Genomic DNA, 13,590 nt, shown 5'->3' with positions numbered 1-13,590 from the left:
CTTAGCGTACGTAGTACACTTCTACTTCGCCATCTTCACCATCATCGTCTTCGTCATCATCGCCCAGCATACCTGCAAGACGTTGCTGACGGCGCATCTCACGATACGCTTCTTTCGCGGCAATGGTTTGTTCACGTGTTTCAGCTTCCAGCTGATCACGGAATGCTTTCATTTCTGCTGCGTACTCAGGATCTTCAACTTCGCGTTCACGTTGTTGCTCAATTTGATCCATCAAGTAATACACCACTTGCTGTGTACCTTCAGACATTAAGCCTGAAGTTTTGAACACAGGACCATCCCACTGCAATTCTTCAAGAATGTGTTTACACCATTCTTCACGTGAATCTTCAGGAAGTTGATCAAGTTTATTCAACACCAACACGATTGGTAACTTTGCCAAAGTTGGAGAGAATTTTTCCAACTCTTGCAGAATTGCTTTGGCATTGTACGCAGGATCAGAACCATCAATAGGTTGAACATCCACAATGTGCAGTAAAATACGAGTACGCGCCAAGTGTTTCAGGAAGCGAATCCCCAAACCTGCGCCTTCTGCTGCACCTTCAATTAGTCCTGGAATATCTGCCATGACAAAAGAACGATGACGATCTGCATCCACCACGCCTAAATTTGGCACCATGGTGGTAAATGGATAGTCAGCAACTTTTGGTTTTGCCGCAGACACGGCACGAATAAAGGTCGATTTACCCGCGTTTGGCATGCCTAGCAAGCCTACATCGGCAAGGACTTTCAACTCCAAACGGATTTCACGGAATTCACCTTTGGTACCATGCGTGAATTTACGCGGTGTTCGGTTGGTAGATGATTTAAAGTGAGTATTCCCTAAACCACCATCACCGCCTTGAGCGACCAATACTTTCTGACCGCTTTCGACTAAATCTGCAATAATATCACCAGAGTCTGTATCTACAATGGTTGTGCCCACTGGAACGGTCAAAACGACAGATTCACCGCCACGACCTGCACAGTTTGCGCCCGACCCGTTTTTACCACGTTCAGCGCGAAATTTACGGGTATAACGATAATCTACAAGGGTGCTTGCGTTGTCGTCGGCTTGAATAAAAATACTGCCGCCACGACCACCATCACCGCCATCTGGCCCACCAAATGGTACAAATTTCTCTCGGCGAAAACTGGCTACGCCATTGCCACCGTCGCCAGCCTCTACGGTAATGACTGCTTCATCAACAAAGCGCATCTTGCCAATCCTCTAAAACTTTAAAAGCCGTATATTCTGCCATATTTTAGAGAATTTCTCGAATTATATTTATGCAATCGTATGCGTAGATGCTTTTTATCCTTGATTGTTCAAAACACTCATTTCTTTTAGCAATGATATGATCGTTTTTTCTTATTTCTCCTTCCTCATCTAAGTTCTTATAGTGCTTTAACCCTTGTTTGCTTTCTGCCGCCATGTCTAATGCTGTTGCCACCACAACCACGCCTGCTTTATCGCCTAAATTTATTTTACTCATAGCAACCGCCTGTGGCTTGTGTGCGGGATCGGCATATTTTAATCAGCCTTTAATTTATTCAATTGAAAAAAGTTTAGGAATTAGCACCAGTCAGGCAGGCTTTGCTGTGGTTTTGGCACAAATAGGCTATGGACTAGGTTTAATGTTACTCGTGCCTTTAGGTGACTTGCTAAATAAGCGTAAATTGATTGTCAGTCTGATGGTTTTTGCTGCGTTTTCGCAAATTTTGCTGTCTTTTAGCAGCAATTTAGCCATGCTGTATTTCTTTACCGTATGTGCCACTTTTGGTGCGATTTCTGCACAAGTGCTTATTCCATTTGCATCTAGCATCAGTCCACCTGAATCGAGTGCTGCCATTGTCGGCAAATTGATGAGTGGCTTGGTAATGGGGATTATTTTATCGCGCACTTTCGCGGGTTTTGTATCGACCTATTGGTCTTGGGAAGCTGTCTATTTCAGCAGCGGCATCATCACCCTACTTTTTGCAGGCTTAATGTGGACAAAACTTCCCTCTACAGCTGCCAATAAAAATTTGACTGTGGCAGGCATTTATCGTTCTTTAATTCAGTTGGCTATAACCCAACCACATTTAATTCGTAGAGCGTGCGCGGGCGCTTTGGGCTTTGCCATTTTGTCCTTGGTTTTTACTTCCATGACTTTTGTTTTAGCCAATCCGCCTTATTATTTTAGTGATTTTCAAATTGGGCTTTTTGGTTTATTGGGTGTGATTGGAATTTTCTCGTCAAGTTGGTCGGGTAAAACGGTCGGCAAAGGTCGTGAGAATTTTGTCGCAATATTATGTATTGGCTTGATGTTGTTTTCTTGCATTCCACTCTTTTTTGCACAGCAGAATATTGTGGCTTATGCCGTTGGCGTATTGATGAGTTATTTTGGTCTAACTGCTTTTCACGTATTGAATCAAAACTTGGTGTACCGAATTGATGCCACCGCACGTTCCCGCATTAATGCGGTATATATGACTATTTATTTTTCAGGTGCAGCACTTGGTTCACTGACGGCGGTCTACGCATGGCAACACCGGGGCTGGATGGGTTGTGTTGTCAGTATTTTGGTATTTGCCATCGGGATTTTGCTGATTGATCGTTATGATTTTTCACATCGACGCACTATTTAATCATCCAGAATGTGCTTTGGAGTAGGAACATCTACAGCGACTTCCCTAAAAGATGAGTAATCCATTAGTGAGAAGATTGCTGTGAAGTTTCAGGCAAATGCTGTTCTAAATACTCAATCAGTTGATTCACTCTTGCTGCAATTTGTGAGCCTTCAAAAGTGAGTTGATATTCCACTTTAGGCGGCACCGTTGGGTAAACTGTACGTAAAATTAACCCATCTTGCTCAAGAGTTTTCAGGGTTTGCGCCAGCATTTTTTCACTCACCCCTTCAATGCGCTGTCTTAGCTCACTAAAGCGGTGCAAACCTTCGCTTAAACAATGCAACACCAACATTGACCATTTATTGGCTAAATGTTCTAAACGAATCCGTGATGGACAATCTTTAGCAAGGACTTGCCCGAGTAAGTGACTGGTTGCATATTGCATAACGGTATCCTTCTGTTATTTCTATTGTTCAGGCTTTGAAAGCTTGAAAGCAAAATCAAATTTACTTACTTTTTAGCATAGACTTTATTTTGGTAAGTTTAGGATAGCGTATTAGGTGGAAATTTCAACACTCATCCTTATATTTAAGAATGAAATAAATGCAAAAAAAAGAGCTTCATTTGAAGCTCTTTTTGATTTTAAATTCTGTATCTACAAATTATGCATTTGTTTCAGCAGGAACTTTAGGATAGCTTACGCCGCCCATTTGTTCAGCAATACGCAATACTTGGCAGCTATAACCCACTTCGTTGTCATACCAAACGTAAGCAGTTAAACGGTTGCCTGAAGTAATGGTTGCTTGCGCATCAAATACACCTGCAGTACGCGAACCAATGAAGTCACTTGAAACCACTTCAGTCGAGTTGGTATAACCAATTTGACCTTGAAGATTAGAGTGAATTGAAATTTGACGAATGTATTCGTTCACTTCTTCGCGATCTACTTCTTTCTCAAGCGTTAAGTTCAAGATTGCAAGTGATACGTTTGGCGTTGGAACACGTACAGAGTTACCTGTTAATTTACCTTGTAATGCAGGCAATGCTTTCGCCACTGCTTTTGCTGCACCTGTTTCGGTAATAACCATGTTTAATGTTGCTGCACGACCACGACGATCTGCCTTGTGATAGTTATCAATCAAGTTTTGGTCGTTAGTGAATGAGTGAACAGTTTCAACGTGACCATTCACAACGGTGTACTTGTCATGCAACACTTTTAAAGTTGGTGTAATCGCGTTTGTTGTACAGCTTGCCGCAGAAATGATGGTATCTTCATCAAGAATGTCAGCTTGGTTAACACCGTAAACCACGTTTTTCATGTCACCTTTACCAGGTGCAGTTAAAATTACGCGTGCAGCGCCTGGGCATTGAAGGTGTTGTGCAAGACCTTCTGCATCACGCCATTTACCTGTGTTGTCAATCACCAATGCATTGTTGATGCCATAAGCCGTATAGTCTACTTCAGATGGGTTAGACGCATAGATCACTTTAATGAAGTTACCATTTGCGATAATTGCTTCATTTTCTTCATCTACAGAAATAGTGCCTGCAAATGGACCATGAATAGAGTCGCGACGCAATAAAGACGCACGTTTTTCTAAATCACCATCAGATGATTTACGTACCACAATTGCTTTAAGGTTTAAGCCACGGCCAAGACCAGATTGACCAATGATTAAACGCGCAAGGATACGACCAATACGACCAAAACCGTAAAGTACAACATCTTTGCTTTCTACAGTTGTTGGATTGCCCGCTAAAGATTTCACAGCGTCTGCAACAAATGCATTTACATCGCCGCCTTTTTCTTTATATTCAACAGCAAGTTTACCTAAGTCGATTTCTGCTGAACCGATGTTGTCTACTTTTGCCAAAGCTTCAAGCAATGGGAAAGTGTGAACAACTGAAAGTTCTACGTCCATCATACGAGTACGACGGTGTGCTTTCAAAATTTGAATCACAGAACGGTTAACTAAAGAACGACCAAAAACTGAAACCATGATATTTTTTTCACGGTACAACTGACCGAGTAAAGCAATCATACGTTCCGCGATTTCTTCACGGTTTTTCCAGCGACCTTGGTGCTCTGCGTGTAGGGCGATGATAGTCTCTTTGCTCACAGATACGTCCTCTAATTAATTGTATATCTAGGCATGAATTTCAAAACCCGATAATTGTAATGGAATTGTCGTCAAGATTGAATCAAAAGCTGGTACTGACCCGACTATTTTCCTATATATTCACTATAAATTCATAAAATAGTTGTAATTATTTTTGTGATTTTAGTTTTTTCAACAAAAGTTCAATTTTTTAGAAGAAAAAGAGGATGATGCCAAACTCGATTATCCTCTTGGAAATTTGAATATCTCACCACAGCGACGGCTTTTATTGTCCAGATGACTGTTGAATCTTCTGCTGTAAATCTTGCTGATTCATTTTTTGTTTTCTTAAATGCAAACACCCTTCAACCACCAATAATGCAACTGCCAACCAAATTGGGATATAAGTCAGCCATTCCCCTGCTTCAACTCGTTCACCTAACAACATAGACACAAAAGCCAACAGCACAGGTTCTAAATAACTCAGTAAACCAAAAATCACAAAAGGCAAATGGCGGCTGGCCAAAATATAACTGCCAAGTCCCAATGCACTTAAAAAGCCCAATCCAAGTACCGACCAAATTAAATATGGAAAAGCTGCGATGACATTTACACTGTCACTATAATAAAAGCCTAAATATACCGCGACAGGAATAACTAGCAGTAAATCCCACCAAAACCCGCCCAAGTGATCGGTTTGAAAGACCCGACGTAAAAAGAAATATAAAGGATAGGCAAATGCCACATATAAGGTTTCCCACGCCACCGTGCCAATGCGCCAGATTTCATGACTGACACCTAGCACGGCTAAGGCAACTGCTGCCATCTGCCAAGTCGATAACTTTTCTTTATATAGCACACAGCCAAGCAAAACCATGATCAAAGGCAATAAGAAATAACCCAAAGAAACCTGCAAACCACGCCCGTTAATCGGCCCCCACAAAAATAACCACAATTGCGTAGTGCATAAAAAAGAACTAAAAATCAGCCAAAGTATGAATTGTGGTTGTTGTTTGAGCCGCTGAAAAATCGCGGAAATATGTTTTAAATCTCCCGACCACCACATAAACAAAGTTAGGAATGGCAAAGTTGCCAACATACGCCACGCAAAAGTTTCTTCGCTGTCTAAAGGTTTGAGTAATTGGGTATAAAAATACAGCACCCCAAAAGTGACCGATGCTAAAACCGATAGTGCAATGCCTTTATACATCCGACTCTCCCCTATATCAGTCGGCATTATACTCATATATACGTTGTTTTAGAGATTGATCGAATGTTCAAAATTTAAAATGACAGGATATAAAAAACCACGCAGCTTTTGCGTGGTCAATTGGTCTGCATACGTTTGTCTGCTTATATCTATAAGTAGCTCTGGAGCTGCTGCAACTTAGTCTGACTTTTTAGTTTGCGTATGTCTGGTATAAATCACATCACTTAAGTCATAACCGAGTGATTTGGCATAGTTCAGATATTCAGTCACGACAGCCTGATCAGGATGCGGCGTACGTGAAAGTACCCATAAATATTTACGGCGTGGTTCACCCACCAAGGCAGTTTGATAGTCATCATCTAGCTTTAACACCCAATAATCACCACGCCCTACAGGCAACCAACGAATGACTTCAGGTAAAAAGCTAACTTTGAGTTTGCTGTTAAAAGGCGCATTTTGTACAAAAGCTTCGCCCAAAGCACGCATTTGTTTGCCATCTTTTGCAATACAACGGTTATCCACCTGCACATTGCCATTTTCATTCAATGTATATGCTGCTGTTACATTTGAACCGCATTTGTTTTGGAAATATAAAGGCTTTCTTGCAACCTCATACCAAACGCCTAAATATTTATCTAATTCGACTTTTTCTACCGTTTTCATCGGTTCATTGGTTTTGGAATATGCCATAGTCGCAGCACCCAAACCAATCAGCACCACACCACCAAGGGCAATTTTGGCAAGTCGCGCACCTGCAAACGGAAGTTTTTTAGCCATTGTCCCAACCTCTAAACTCTAATGTTCAGTCAATTTTGTTTATCTTCTTCAAAAATAACCGCAAGCATTTCAATTTACTGTATGGATATGTAATTTTTGCAACTCAAATTTTACATAGCAAGTTTAGTATGCAAACTCGCACTTACACTGACAGTGCAATTCGCCCCAATTTAGCCAGATTGCAACATTTGCGCTTTTAAACGCAAAATTTCATCACGTAAACGAGCCGCTTGTTCAAATTGCAGTTCTTTAGATGCTTTCAACATCTCTTTTTCAAGTTTGGCAATATGTTTGGCATACAGTTTAGGATCAGCCAAAATGTGCTGTTCATCGTCACTTAAAGCACGGCTTTGTGCATTGATTTTTTCATCAATTTGCTCATCGTTCAGCACTTCACCTGTGTCGATTTCTTTAATCACCTGACGCACTGCACTACGTGGAGTAATGCCGTGCAATTCATTAAATTCAATTTGTTTGGCACGACGACGCTCTGTTTCATCTATCGCCTTTTGCATTGAATCGGTAATGCGATCTGCATATAAAATTGCTTTACCTTTCAAGTTACGTGCTGCACGTCCAATGGTTTGAATCAACGAACGTTCTGAACGTAAAAAGCCTTCTTTGTCGGCATCTAAAATTGCCACTAAAGACACTTCAGGCATGTCTAAACCTTCTCGTAACAGGTTAATGCCAACCAAGACATCATGCACGCCTGTACGTAATTCGTGAATAATTTTGACGCGTTCTACGGTATCAATATCAGAGTGTAAATAAGCCACTTGAATGCCGTATTCTTTTAAATACGAGGTCAAATCTTCAGCCATGCGTTTGGTTAAAGTGGTGACCAACACCCGCTCATTCAATTCTTTACGCAAATTGATTTCAGACAGCACATCATCCACCTGCGTTAACACAGGACGAATTTCAATTTCTGGGTCAATCAATCCTGTTGGACGCACCACTTGCTCTACAATTTGTTGCGATTTTTCCAACTCATATTGTGCAGGTGTAGCGCTCACATAAATTGTGGATGGGACGATGCGCTCCCATTCTTCAAATTTCATTGGACGGTTGTCTAACGCACTAGGTAAACGGAAACCATAATTCACCAAGTTTTCTTTACGTGATCGGTCACCTTTATACATCGCGCCAATTTGCGGAACGGTCACGTGCGATTCATCAATAATCAGCAAGGCATCATCAGGTACATAATCAAACAAAGTGGGCGGTGCTTCGCCTGCAGGTCGTCCAGACAAATGTCGTGAATAGTTTTCGATGCCGTTGGTATAGCCCAATTGCTGCATCATTTCTAAATCATAGCGGGTACGTTGTTCTATGCGCTGCGCTTCTAGCAATTTGTCATGTTCGCGAAAAAACACCAAACGCTCTTTTAGTTCTTCTTTAATGGTACCAATCGCACGTTCCAAATTATCCTTAGGCGTAACATAGTGACTTTTAGGATAAATAGTCACGCGCGGCACTTTACGCACCAATTTGCCTGTTAATGGATCAAACCAACGAATCGAATCGACTTCATCATCAAATAATTCTATGCGAATAGCATGCTGATCAGATTCAGCAGGGAAAATATCTAAAATTTCACCACGAATACGGTAAGTACCGCGCAAAAACTCTAGCTCATTACGGCTATATTGCATTTCCACCAAACGACGGATCAAATCATCACGATTCACCCGATCACCTTGCACCACATGCAGCAACATGCTCATATAAGCATTGGGGTCACCCAAACCGTAAATTGCAGATACCGATGCGACAATAATGGCATCACGACGCTCTAGCAAAGCACGTGTGGCCGAGAGTCGCATTTGGTCAATATGATCATTAATAGCCGCATCTTTTTCAATAAAAGTATCGGAAGATGGTACATAGGCTTCAGGCTGATAATAGTCATAATAACTGACAAAATATTCGACTGCGTTGTTCGGAAAGAACGCTTTAAACTCACCATACAACTGCGCTGCCAGCGTTTTGTTATGTGCCATGACAATGGTCGGACGCTGTGTTCTGGCAATCACATTGGCCATGGTATAAGTCTTACCTGAGCCTGTAACCCCAAGTAATAGCTGATCATGATAGCCCTGTTCTATCCCTTGAACCAATTTTTCAATGGCTTGTGGTTGGTCACCCGCAGGTTGATAGTTGGTGACTAAATCGAAAGGTTGCTTATCACTCACAAATGCAGCTCTCAGGTTTGATGCGACCTAATATTTTAGCAGATTTGCCTACACTCAGGACATCCGAATATGTTGTGGCGATGTTGCGTAGCTACAAAGCCATTGCTCGGTTTTAATTCTGTAGTGGACGCTGTTAGAACGAAGATGTGCTACGACTAAATTGAGCACGGGGAAACTGCTTTAAGACTTGACCCACTGGCTATTCAAAGGCAACATGAAATTTCAGGACGACAACCATAAAAGCACACATTCATGACTTACCAATATCACGACGAATCAATTATCAAAAGCCTCCCTGAAGATACTGTTTTCGTATTTGGCAGTAACATGGCAGGACAACATGCAGGTGGTGCAGCACGAACAGCCAAAGAATTTTTTGGTGCCGTTGAAGGCGTCGGGCGCGGTTGGGCAGGACAAAGTTTTGCCATTCCAACCATGAATGAACATTTACAACAAATGCCACTATCGCAAATTCAGCACTATGTGGATGACTTTAAAATCTATGCCAAAAACCATCCTAAAATGAAGTATTTTTTAACTTCAATTGGTTGTGGTATTGCAGGTTATACGGTTGAAGAAATTGCCCCTATGTTTAAAGGCATTGCCCATAATGTGATTTTTCCTGCGTCGTTTCGTCCTTTTGTCGAAAAAGCATTGCCTAAACTAACGCAAAAATTACTACACACCATTTACCGTGATTCTGTGATTTTTACCCCTGCCACCGATGAATTAATTGAAGTCTTGGCATTGAGCGATAATGAAAAAGCCTTGGCTAAAATCATATTGAATACACAAATGTACCCAACTGACAGCAATGGGCGTGATCGGGTCTTTGAAATTCAGGATATTTTGCACAACTTAAATGGTAAGGTATTCGAGTTCCAAAATAATTCAGAAGGCCCAATGCTATTTGGTGCAGCGATTTTGGCTTTATTGGAATTGTATAATATCAACGAGCAAGATTTTAGCGATGTATGGCATGGCGTACGTGAAATCTCGCCGCCAAAACCTGCCAACAAAGCGCGTAAGCATGTTCGTTAATTTCAATACTTTTAAATCCCCATCAATAAAAAATGCCACGTAATTGTGGCATTTTTTTTAGCGCTTACCCATCGAACGACGAGTACCACGTGGCGGTGGCCAAGTCTTATCCGCATATTGCTCAGGTTTAGGACGCACCGAATTATGTACCGCCTGATCATTATCCTGCGCTGTGTTTGGCATTGGGAATGGGAGATTCACCAATGGTTTTTTTGAAGTAGGCTGCTGCTTACTCATGACCATCACTCTTATAAAATTTGGACTATTTTAAAGTTTTTTGCCGCCCGATGCGAGAAACTTCCACCTCACAGCAGTTTTAATCACGATTTCATAGGAAATTGGTCTAATTTGGTGATTTTTTATTAATTTGATGCAATTTTAAACGACGCAGACATCGAATTTAGGCTAAGATAATATGCTTTTTATTTTTTTATCCCTATAAGAAGGAATATGCCGTGGACGTACGTCTCTCTGATCGTGTCAATGCCATCAAACCGTCCCCAACACTTGCAGTAACCAATAAAGCCGCTGAACTTAAAGCTGCGGGTCATAACGTTATTGGTTTGGGTGCAGGTGAACCGGATTTCGATACACCACAACACATCAAAGATGCAGCTATTGCAGCAATTAATAACGGTTTTACAAAATATACTGCTGTTGACGGTACGCCTGGTCTTAAAAAAGCCATTATCGCAAAATTAAAACGTGACAATAATCTTGACTACCAAGCGAACCAAATTTTGGTGTCTTGTGGTGGTAAGCAATCATTCTTTAACTTGGCGTTGGCTTTGTTAAACAAGGGTGATGAAGTGATTATCCCTGCACCGTTCTGGGTAAGCTATCCAGATATGGTGATTATTGCTGAAGGCGTGCCAGTCATTGTGGAATGTGGTGAAGAACAACGTTTCAAAATCACGCCTGAACAATTAGAAGCTGCGATCACTGACAAAACACGTTTAGTGGTGTTAAACAGCCCATCTAACCCTACAGGTATGATCTACACTAAAGCTGAATTAGAAGCTTTGGCTGCTGTACTACGCAAATACCCTGAAGTATTCATTGCATCTGACGATATGTACGAACCAATCCGTTGGGATGATGAGTTCTATAACATCGCGACAGTTGCACCAGACCTTTATGACCGCACAATCGTGTTAAACGGTGTGTCTAAAGCTTATGCAATGACTGGCTGGCGTATTGGCTATGCAGCGGGCCCTGCTAAACTAATTGGTGCGATGAAGAAAATTCAATCTCAATCGACTTCTAACCCAACTTCTATTTCGCAAGTTGCTGCAGAAGCTGCATTGAACGGCCCACAAGACGTACTTGAGCCAATGGTTGAAGCATTCAAACGCCGTCATGACTTAGTTGTAAATGGCTTGAATGACATCAAAGGTATTTCTTGCTTACCTGCAGATGGCGCGTTCTATGCGTATGCAAACATCAAACCATTAATTCGTGCGAAAGGCTTAAAATCTTGCACAGAATTCTCTGCTTGGTTATTGGAAGAAACTGGTGTTGCCGTTGTTCCTGGTGATGCGTTCGGTTTAGGTGGTTTCATGCGTATTTCTTATGCAACTGCAGACGAAGTACTTGTAGATGCGCTTGCACGTATCAAAAAAGCTGCTGAATCAATTGAAGGTGTAGATGAAGCGATTGCTTCAATCGAAGCTGAAAAAGCTGCAAAATAATCTAAACCTGTTTAGATGAACAAAACCCACGATTGAATCGTGGGTTTTTGTTTTAATTACGTTTTTTCACTCATCATTTTTCCTCATTTCTGAGGAGAGAGATCACAAATAACGCTTTTAAAAAGCCTCAAGATCATTTCTTGATAGATATAAGAAATTCAATAAAAGACCAAACCCGCTGCAATCTAAACGGTTTTATACACGTGGTTTAGTTAAAATCACCATCAAAATACCACATAACACAATCAAGGTTGCCACGACCTTCAACAGGGTGAGTTGTTCGCCTAGAAAAATTACACCGCCTAAAATCGCCAAACACGGCACAGAAAGTTGCACAGTACTTGCGGTAATGTGATCAATTTTTTTCACAATGCTGTACCACAACACATACGCTCCAGCCGAAGCCAATGCACCCGACAAGACCGCCAAAACCCCCCCCTGCCAAGTGATAAAACTTTCGGGTAAATACCAAAGAAAAAATACAGCAACAAGCGGAGTCGCCAGAATGAAATTAGACAGAGTATTAGTTAAAGCATGCTGCATCGTCTTTGCAGTAATGCTATAAAAACCCCATGCAATACCTGCCAGTAACATCATCAGCGCATATTTGAACGTTGGCGTACTGGCTTCAGGCAATAGCAACAAGCCCATCCCCAATACAGCACAGCCTAACCCGACCCAGCGCGGCAAAGTCATGCGCTCACCATGCAAAATTGCATAACTGATCATGGTGATTTGCACTGCGCCAAATAGAATCAATGCACCAATGCCTGCATCTATATGCAAATATGCCAACGAAAAACCGAGTAGATATACAGCAAGGCTTAATGCAGATTTCCATTGGAATTGAATTGGTTGTTGAACCTGCAAAACAGCATAGAATATGCCTAAGCACACTGCCCCACTGCCAACCCTGAGCAAACTAAAACTCATAGGGTCAATTTGCTGTTCAGCCAATGCCAAACGACACAGCAAAGAATTTGCAGCAAATGCGAGCATGGCAATGCATATTTTAATCCACACGGCTGAATATCCTTTTCAAGCTGTTCGCAAATTTTTATCGCAGTTTATAACACTATTTTGGTGCGAGTCATTTAACTCGATTCAATGCAAATCTATTTGGCTGGCAATGATCAATCATCATAGATTAAACACTGTTTTTCAACGCAGTAATCAGTTCTGATTTAGACACTGTAGGTTGAGATGTTCCTTTATATTCACATAAATAGCGAAAAGTAAAGTCTAATTCTACACGCAATTGTTTTTGTTCAGACACAGACCACACGCGTGAACGGTTACTCCCCGAAAGCGCGCTGCCCGCCAGTTGGTACAAATACAAATCATGATCACGCTGCAATGGTTTTTTTGTGCCGTTGTCTGGATGGTCTGAAAGCAATTGGCAGGTCGATTGAATGAGCCATTTTTCACTAAACCACAACTGCAATAAATCGCCCAAATACAAATCTTGAGGTGCCAAAGGCCAGACATGAATAAACGCGCCTTCTACAGCAGTGTAGTATTGTTCAGGCGTAGACAAGATAGAAAGATAATGTTCTTGATAATAAGAAAATTGAGAAAAAATGTCAGAAATGCTGAGCGTATTCATTCGCTTACTCCGATTTAGCCATTTTAGTGCTGGCAAGTTGGGTTAAATCCACACTGTTTAAGATGCTACTTAAACGCTTTGTTCTGTCACTCAGACTAACAACCGATTTTGTGTAACGCAAGTCTTGTGGGTGATTTTTTAATAAAATTTTGTTTTTTGTTCAAATAAAAAGCATATAAAGTCAAAATGAAAGAAACATGACAATTTATGCTTGACCCTTGCTTAAATCTGCTTATAATCGCATTCAGATTCTCCCATAGCTCAGTCGGTAGAGCGACGGACTGTTAATCCGCAGGTCCCTGGTTCGAGCCCAGGTGGGAGAGCCAAATTCTAAAAAGCCCAAGCATAACGACTTGGG

Annotated in this window: 12 protein-coding genes and 1 tRNA gene; 4 read left to right on the top strand and 9 right to left on the bottom strand. The window is 41.4% G+C overall.

What is annotated here, in order from left to right:
* Position 1 precedes the first annotated feature (1 nt).
* On the bottom strand, positions 2 to 1,216 hold the full coding sequence (gene cgtA, locus FTT78_RS00770; RefSeq protein WP_004971687.1) for an Obg family GTPase CgtA: 1,215 nt from the start codon (positions 1,214 to 1,216) through the stop codon (positions 2 to 4).
* Between the two features lie 215 nt (positions 1,217 to 1,431).
* Between cgtA and FTT78_RS00765 the strand changes: the two genes are divergently transcribed.
* Positions 1,432 to 2,628 carry an MFS transporter gene (locus FTT78_RS00765; protein ID WP_167845911.1) on the top strand — a complete coding sequence of 399 codons (1,197 nt, stop codon included), beginning with the start codon at positions 1,432 to 1,434 and terminating at the stop codon, positions 2,626 to 2,628.
* Between the two features lie 64 nt (positions 2,629 to 2,692).
* On the opposite strand, the gene FTT78_RS00760 is transcribed toward FTT78_RS00765, so the two are convergent.
* The 5 genes from FTT78_RS00760 to uvrB all read right to left on the bottom strand — a co-directional run bounded on the left by FTT78_RS00760 (position 2,693) and on the right by uvrB (position 8,894).
* Positions 2,693 to 3,055: a helix-turn-helix domain-containing protein gene (locus FTT78_RS00760; RefSeq protein ID WP_004971692.1), complete on the bottom strand. Its 363-nt coding sequence runs from the start codon at positions 3,053 to 3,055 to the stop codon at positions 2,693 to 2,695.
* Positions 3,056 to 3,272: 217 nt separating this feature from the next.
* Positions 3,273 to 4,730 (bottom strand): glyceraldehyde-3-phosphate dehydrogenase, encoded by a 1,458-nt coding sequence (locus tag FTT78_RS00755; RefSeq protein ID WP_004971695.1) that lies wholly within the window; start codon positions 4,728 to 4,730, stop codon positions 3,273 to 3,275.
* Positions 4,731 to 4,995: 265 nt separating this feature from the next.
* Complete coding sequence (gene rarD, locus FTT78_RS00750; protein WP_154320882.1) at positions 4,996 to 5,919, bottom strand: EamA family transporter RarD; 924 nt, start codon at positions 5,917 to 5,919, stop codon at positions 4,996 to 4,998.
* A 177-nt stretch (positions 5,920 to 6,096) separates the two neighbouring features.
* Positions 6,097 to 6,696 carry a lipocalin family protein gene (locus FTT78_RS00745; RefSeq protein ID WP_004971700.1) on the bottom strand — a complete coding sequence of 200 codons (600 nt, stop codon included), beginning with the start codon at positions 6,694 to 6,696 and terminating at the stop codon, positions 6,097 to 6,099.
* 170 nt (positions 6,697 to 6,866) lie between these two features.
* Entirely contained in the window at positions 6,867 to 8,894 is a 2,028-nt protein-coding gene (uvrB, locus tag FTT78_RS00740; protein WP_104851763.1) for an excinuclease ABC subunit UvrB, read from the bottom strand.
* Between the two features lie 252 nt (positions 8,895 to 9,146).
* On the opposite strand from uvrB, the gene FTT78_RS00735 reads away from it, so the two are divergent.
* On the top strand, positions 9,147 to 9,935 hold the full coding sequence (locus FTT78_RS00735) for a hypothetical protein (RefSeq protein ID WP_004971705.1): 789 nt from the start codon (positions 9,147 to 9,149) through the stop codon (positions 9,933 to 9,935).
* A gap of 57 nt (positions 9,936 to 9,992) precedes the next feature.
* Here the strand turns inward: FTT78_RS00735 and FTT78_RS00730 are convergent, their stop codons facing one another.
* Positions 9,993 to 10,172 (bottom strand): hypothetical protein, encoded by a 180-nt coding sequence (locus tag FTT78_RS00730; RefSeq protein WP_004971707.1) that lies wholly within the window; start codon positions 10,170 to 10,172, stop codon positions 9,993 to 9,995.
* A gap of 218 nt (positions 10,173 to 10,390) precedes the next feature.
* Here FTT78_RS00730 and FTT78_RS00725 point away from each other — a divergent pair, with 218 nt between their 5' ends.
* Positions 10,391 to 11,626, top strand: coding sequence for a pyridoxal phosphate-dependent aminotransferase (locus FTT78_RS00725; RefSeq protein WP_004971708.1), 1,236 nt, complete (start codon positions 10,391 to 10,393; stop codon positions 11,624 to 11,626).
* A 195-nt stretch (positions 11,627 to 11,821) separates the two neighbouring features.
* Here FTT78_RS00725 and FTT78_RS00720 read toward each other — a convergent pair whose 3' ends face one another.
* Together FTT78_RS00720 and FTT78_RS00715 are read right to left on the bottom strand one after the other, a co-directional pair.
* Positions 11,822 to 12,649, bottom strand: coding sequence for a DMT family transporter (locus FTT78_RS00720; RefSeq protein ID WP_180043318.1), 828 nt, complete (start codon positions 12,647 to 12,649; stop codon positions 11,822 to 11,824).
* A 124-nt stretch (positions 12,650 to 12,773) separates the two neighbouring features.
* On the bottom strand, positions 12,774 to 13,232 hold the full coding sequence (locus FTT78_RS00715) for a hypothetical protein (protein WP_179990066.1): 459 nt from the start codon (positions 13,230 to 13,232) through the stop codon (positions 12,774 to 12,776).
* A 250-nt stretch (positions 13,233 to 13,482) separates the two neighbouring features.
* Between FTT78_RS00715 and FTT78_RS00710 the strand changes: the two genes are divergently transcribed.
* Positions 13,483 to 13,558: transfer RNA gene (locus tag FTT78_RS00710), tRNA-Asn, on the top strand.
* Positions 13,559 to 13,590 lie beyond the last annotated feature (32 nt).

The organism is Acinetobacter sp. YH01011 (genome assembly GCF_013420785.1).
Classification (GTDB): Bacteria; Pseudomonadota; Gammaproteobacteria; order Pseudomonadales; family Moraxellaceae; genus Acinetobacter; species Acinetobacter towneri.
Note: the sequence above shows the minus strand (reverse complement) of the source record. Positions and strands in the feature narration are given on the sequence as shown.

Excerpts from the sequence above, each read along its gene's own strand:
- cgtA (WP_004971687.1), bottom strand. The coding sequence starts at position 1,216 with ATGCGCTTTGTTGATGAAGCAGTCATTACCGTAGAGGCTGGCGACGGT.
- FTT78_RS00765 (WP_167845911.1), top strand. The coding sequence starts at position 1,432 with ATGTCTAATGCTGTTGCCACCACAACCACGCCTGCTTTATCGCCTAAA.
- FTT78_RS00760 (WP_004971692.1), bottom strand. The coding sequence starts at position 3,055 with ATGCAATATGCAACCAGTCACTTACTCGGGCAAGTCCTTGCTAAAGAT.
- rarD (WP_154320882.1), bottom strand. The coding sequence starts at position 5,919 with ATGTATAAAGGCATTGCACTATCGGTTTTAGCATCGGTCACTTTTGGG.
- FTT78_RS00745 (WP_004971700.1), bottom strand. The coding sequence starts at position 6,696 with ATGGCTAAAAAACTTCCGTTTGCAGGTGCGCGACTTGCCAAAATTGCC.
- FTT78_RS00735 (WP_004971705.1), top strand. The coding sequence starts at position 9,147 with ATGACTTACCAATATCACGACGAATCAATTATCAAAAGCCTCCCTGAA.
- FTT78_RS00730 (WP_004971707.1), bottom strand. The coding sequence starts at position 10,172 with ATGAGTAAGCAGCAGCCTACTTCAAAAAAACCATTGGTGAATCTCCCA.
- FTT78_RS00715 (WP_179990066.1), bottom strand. The coding sequence starts at position 13,232 with ATGAATACGCTCAGCATTTCTGACATTTTTTCTCAATTTTCTTATTAT.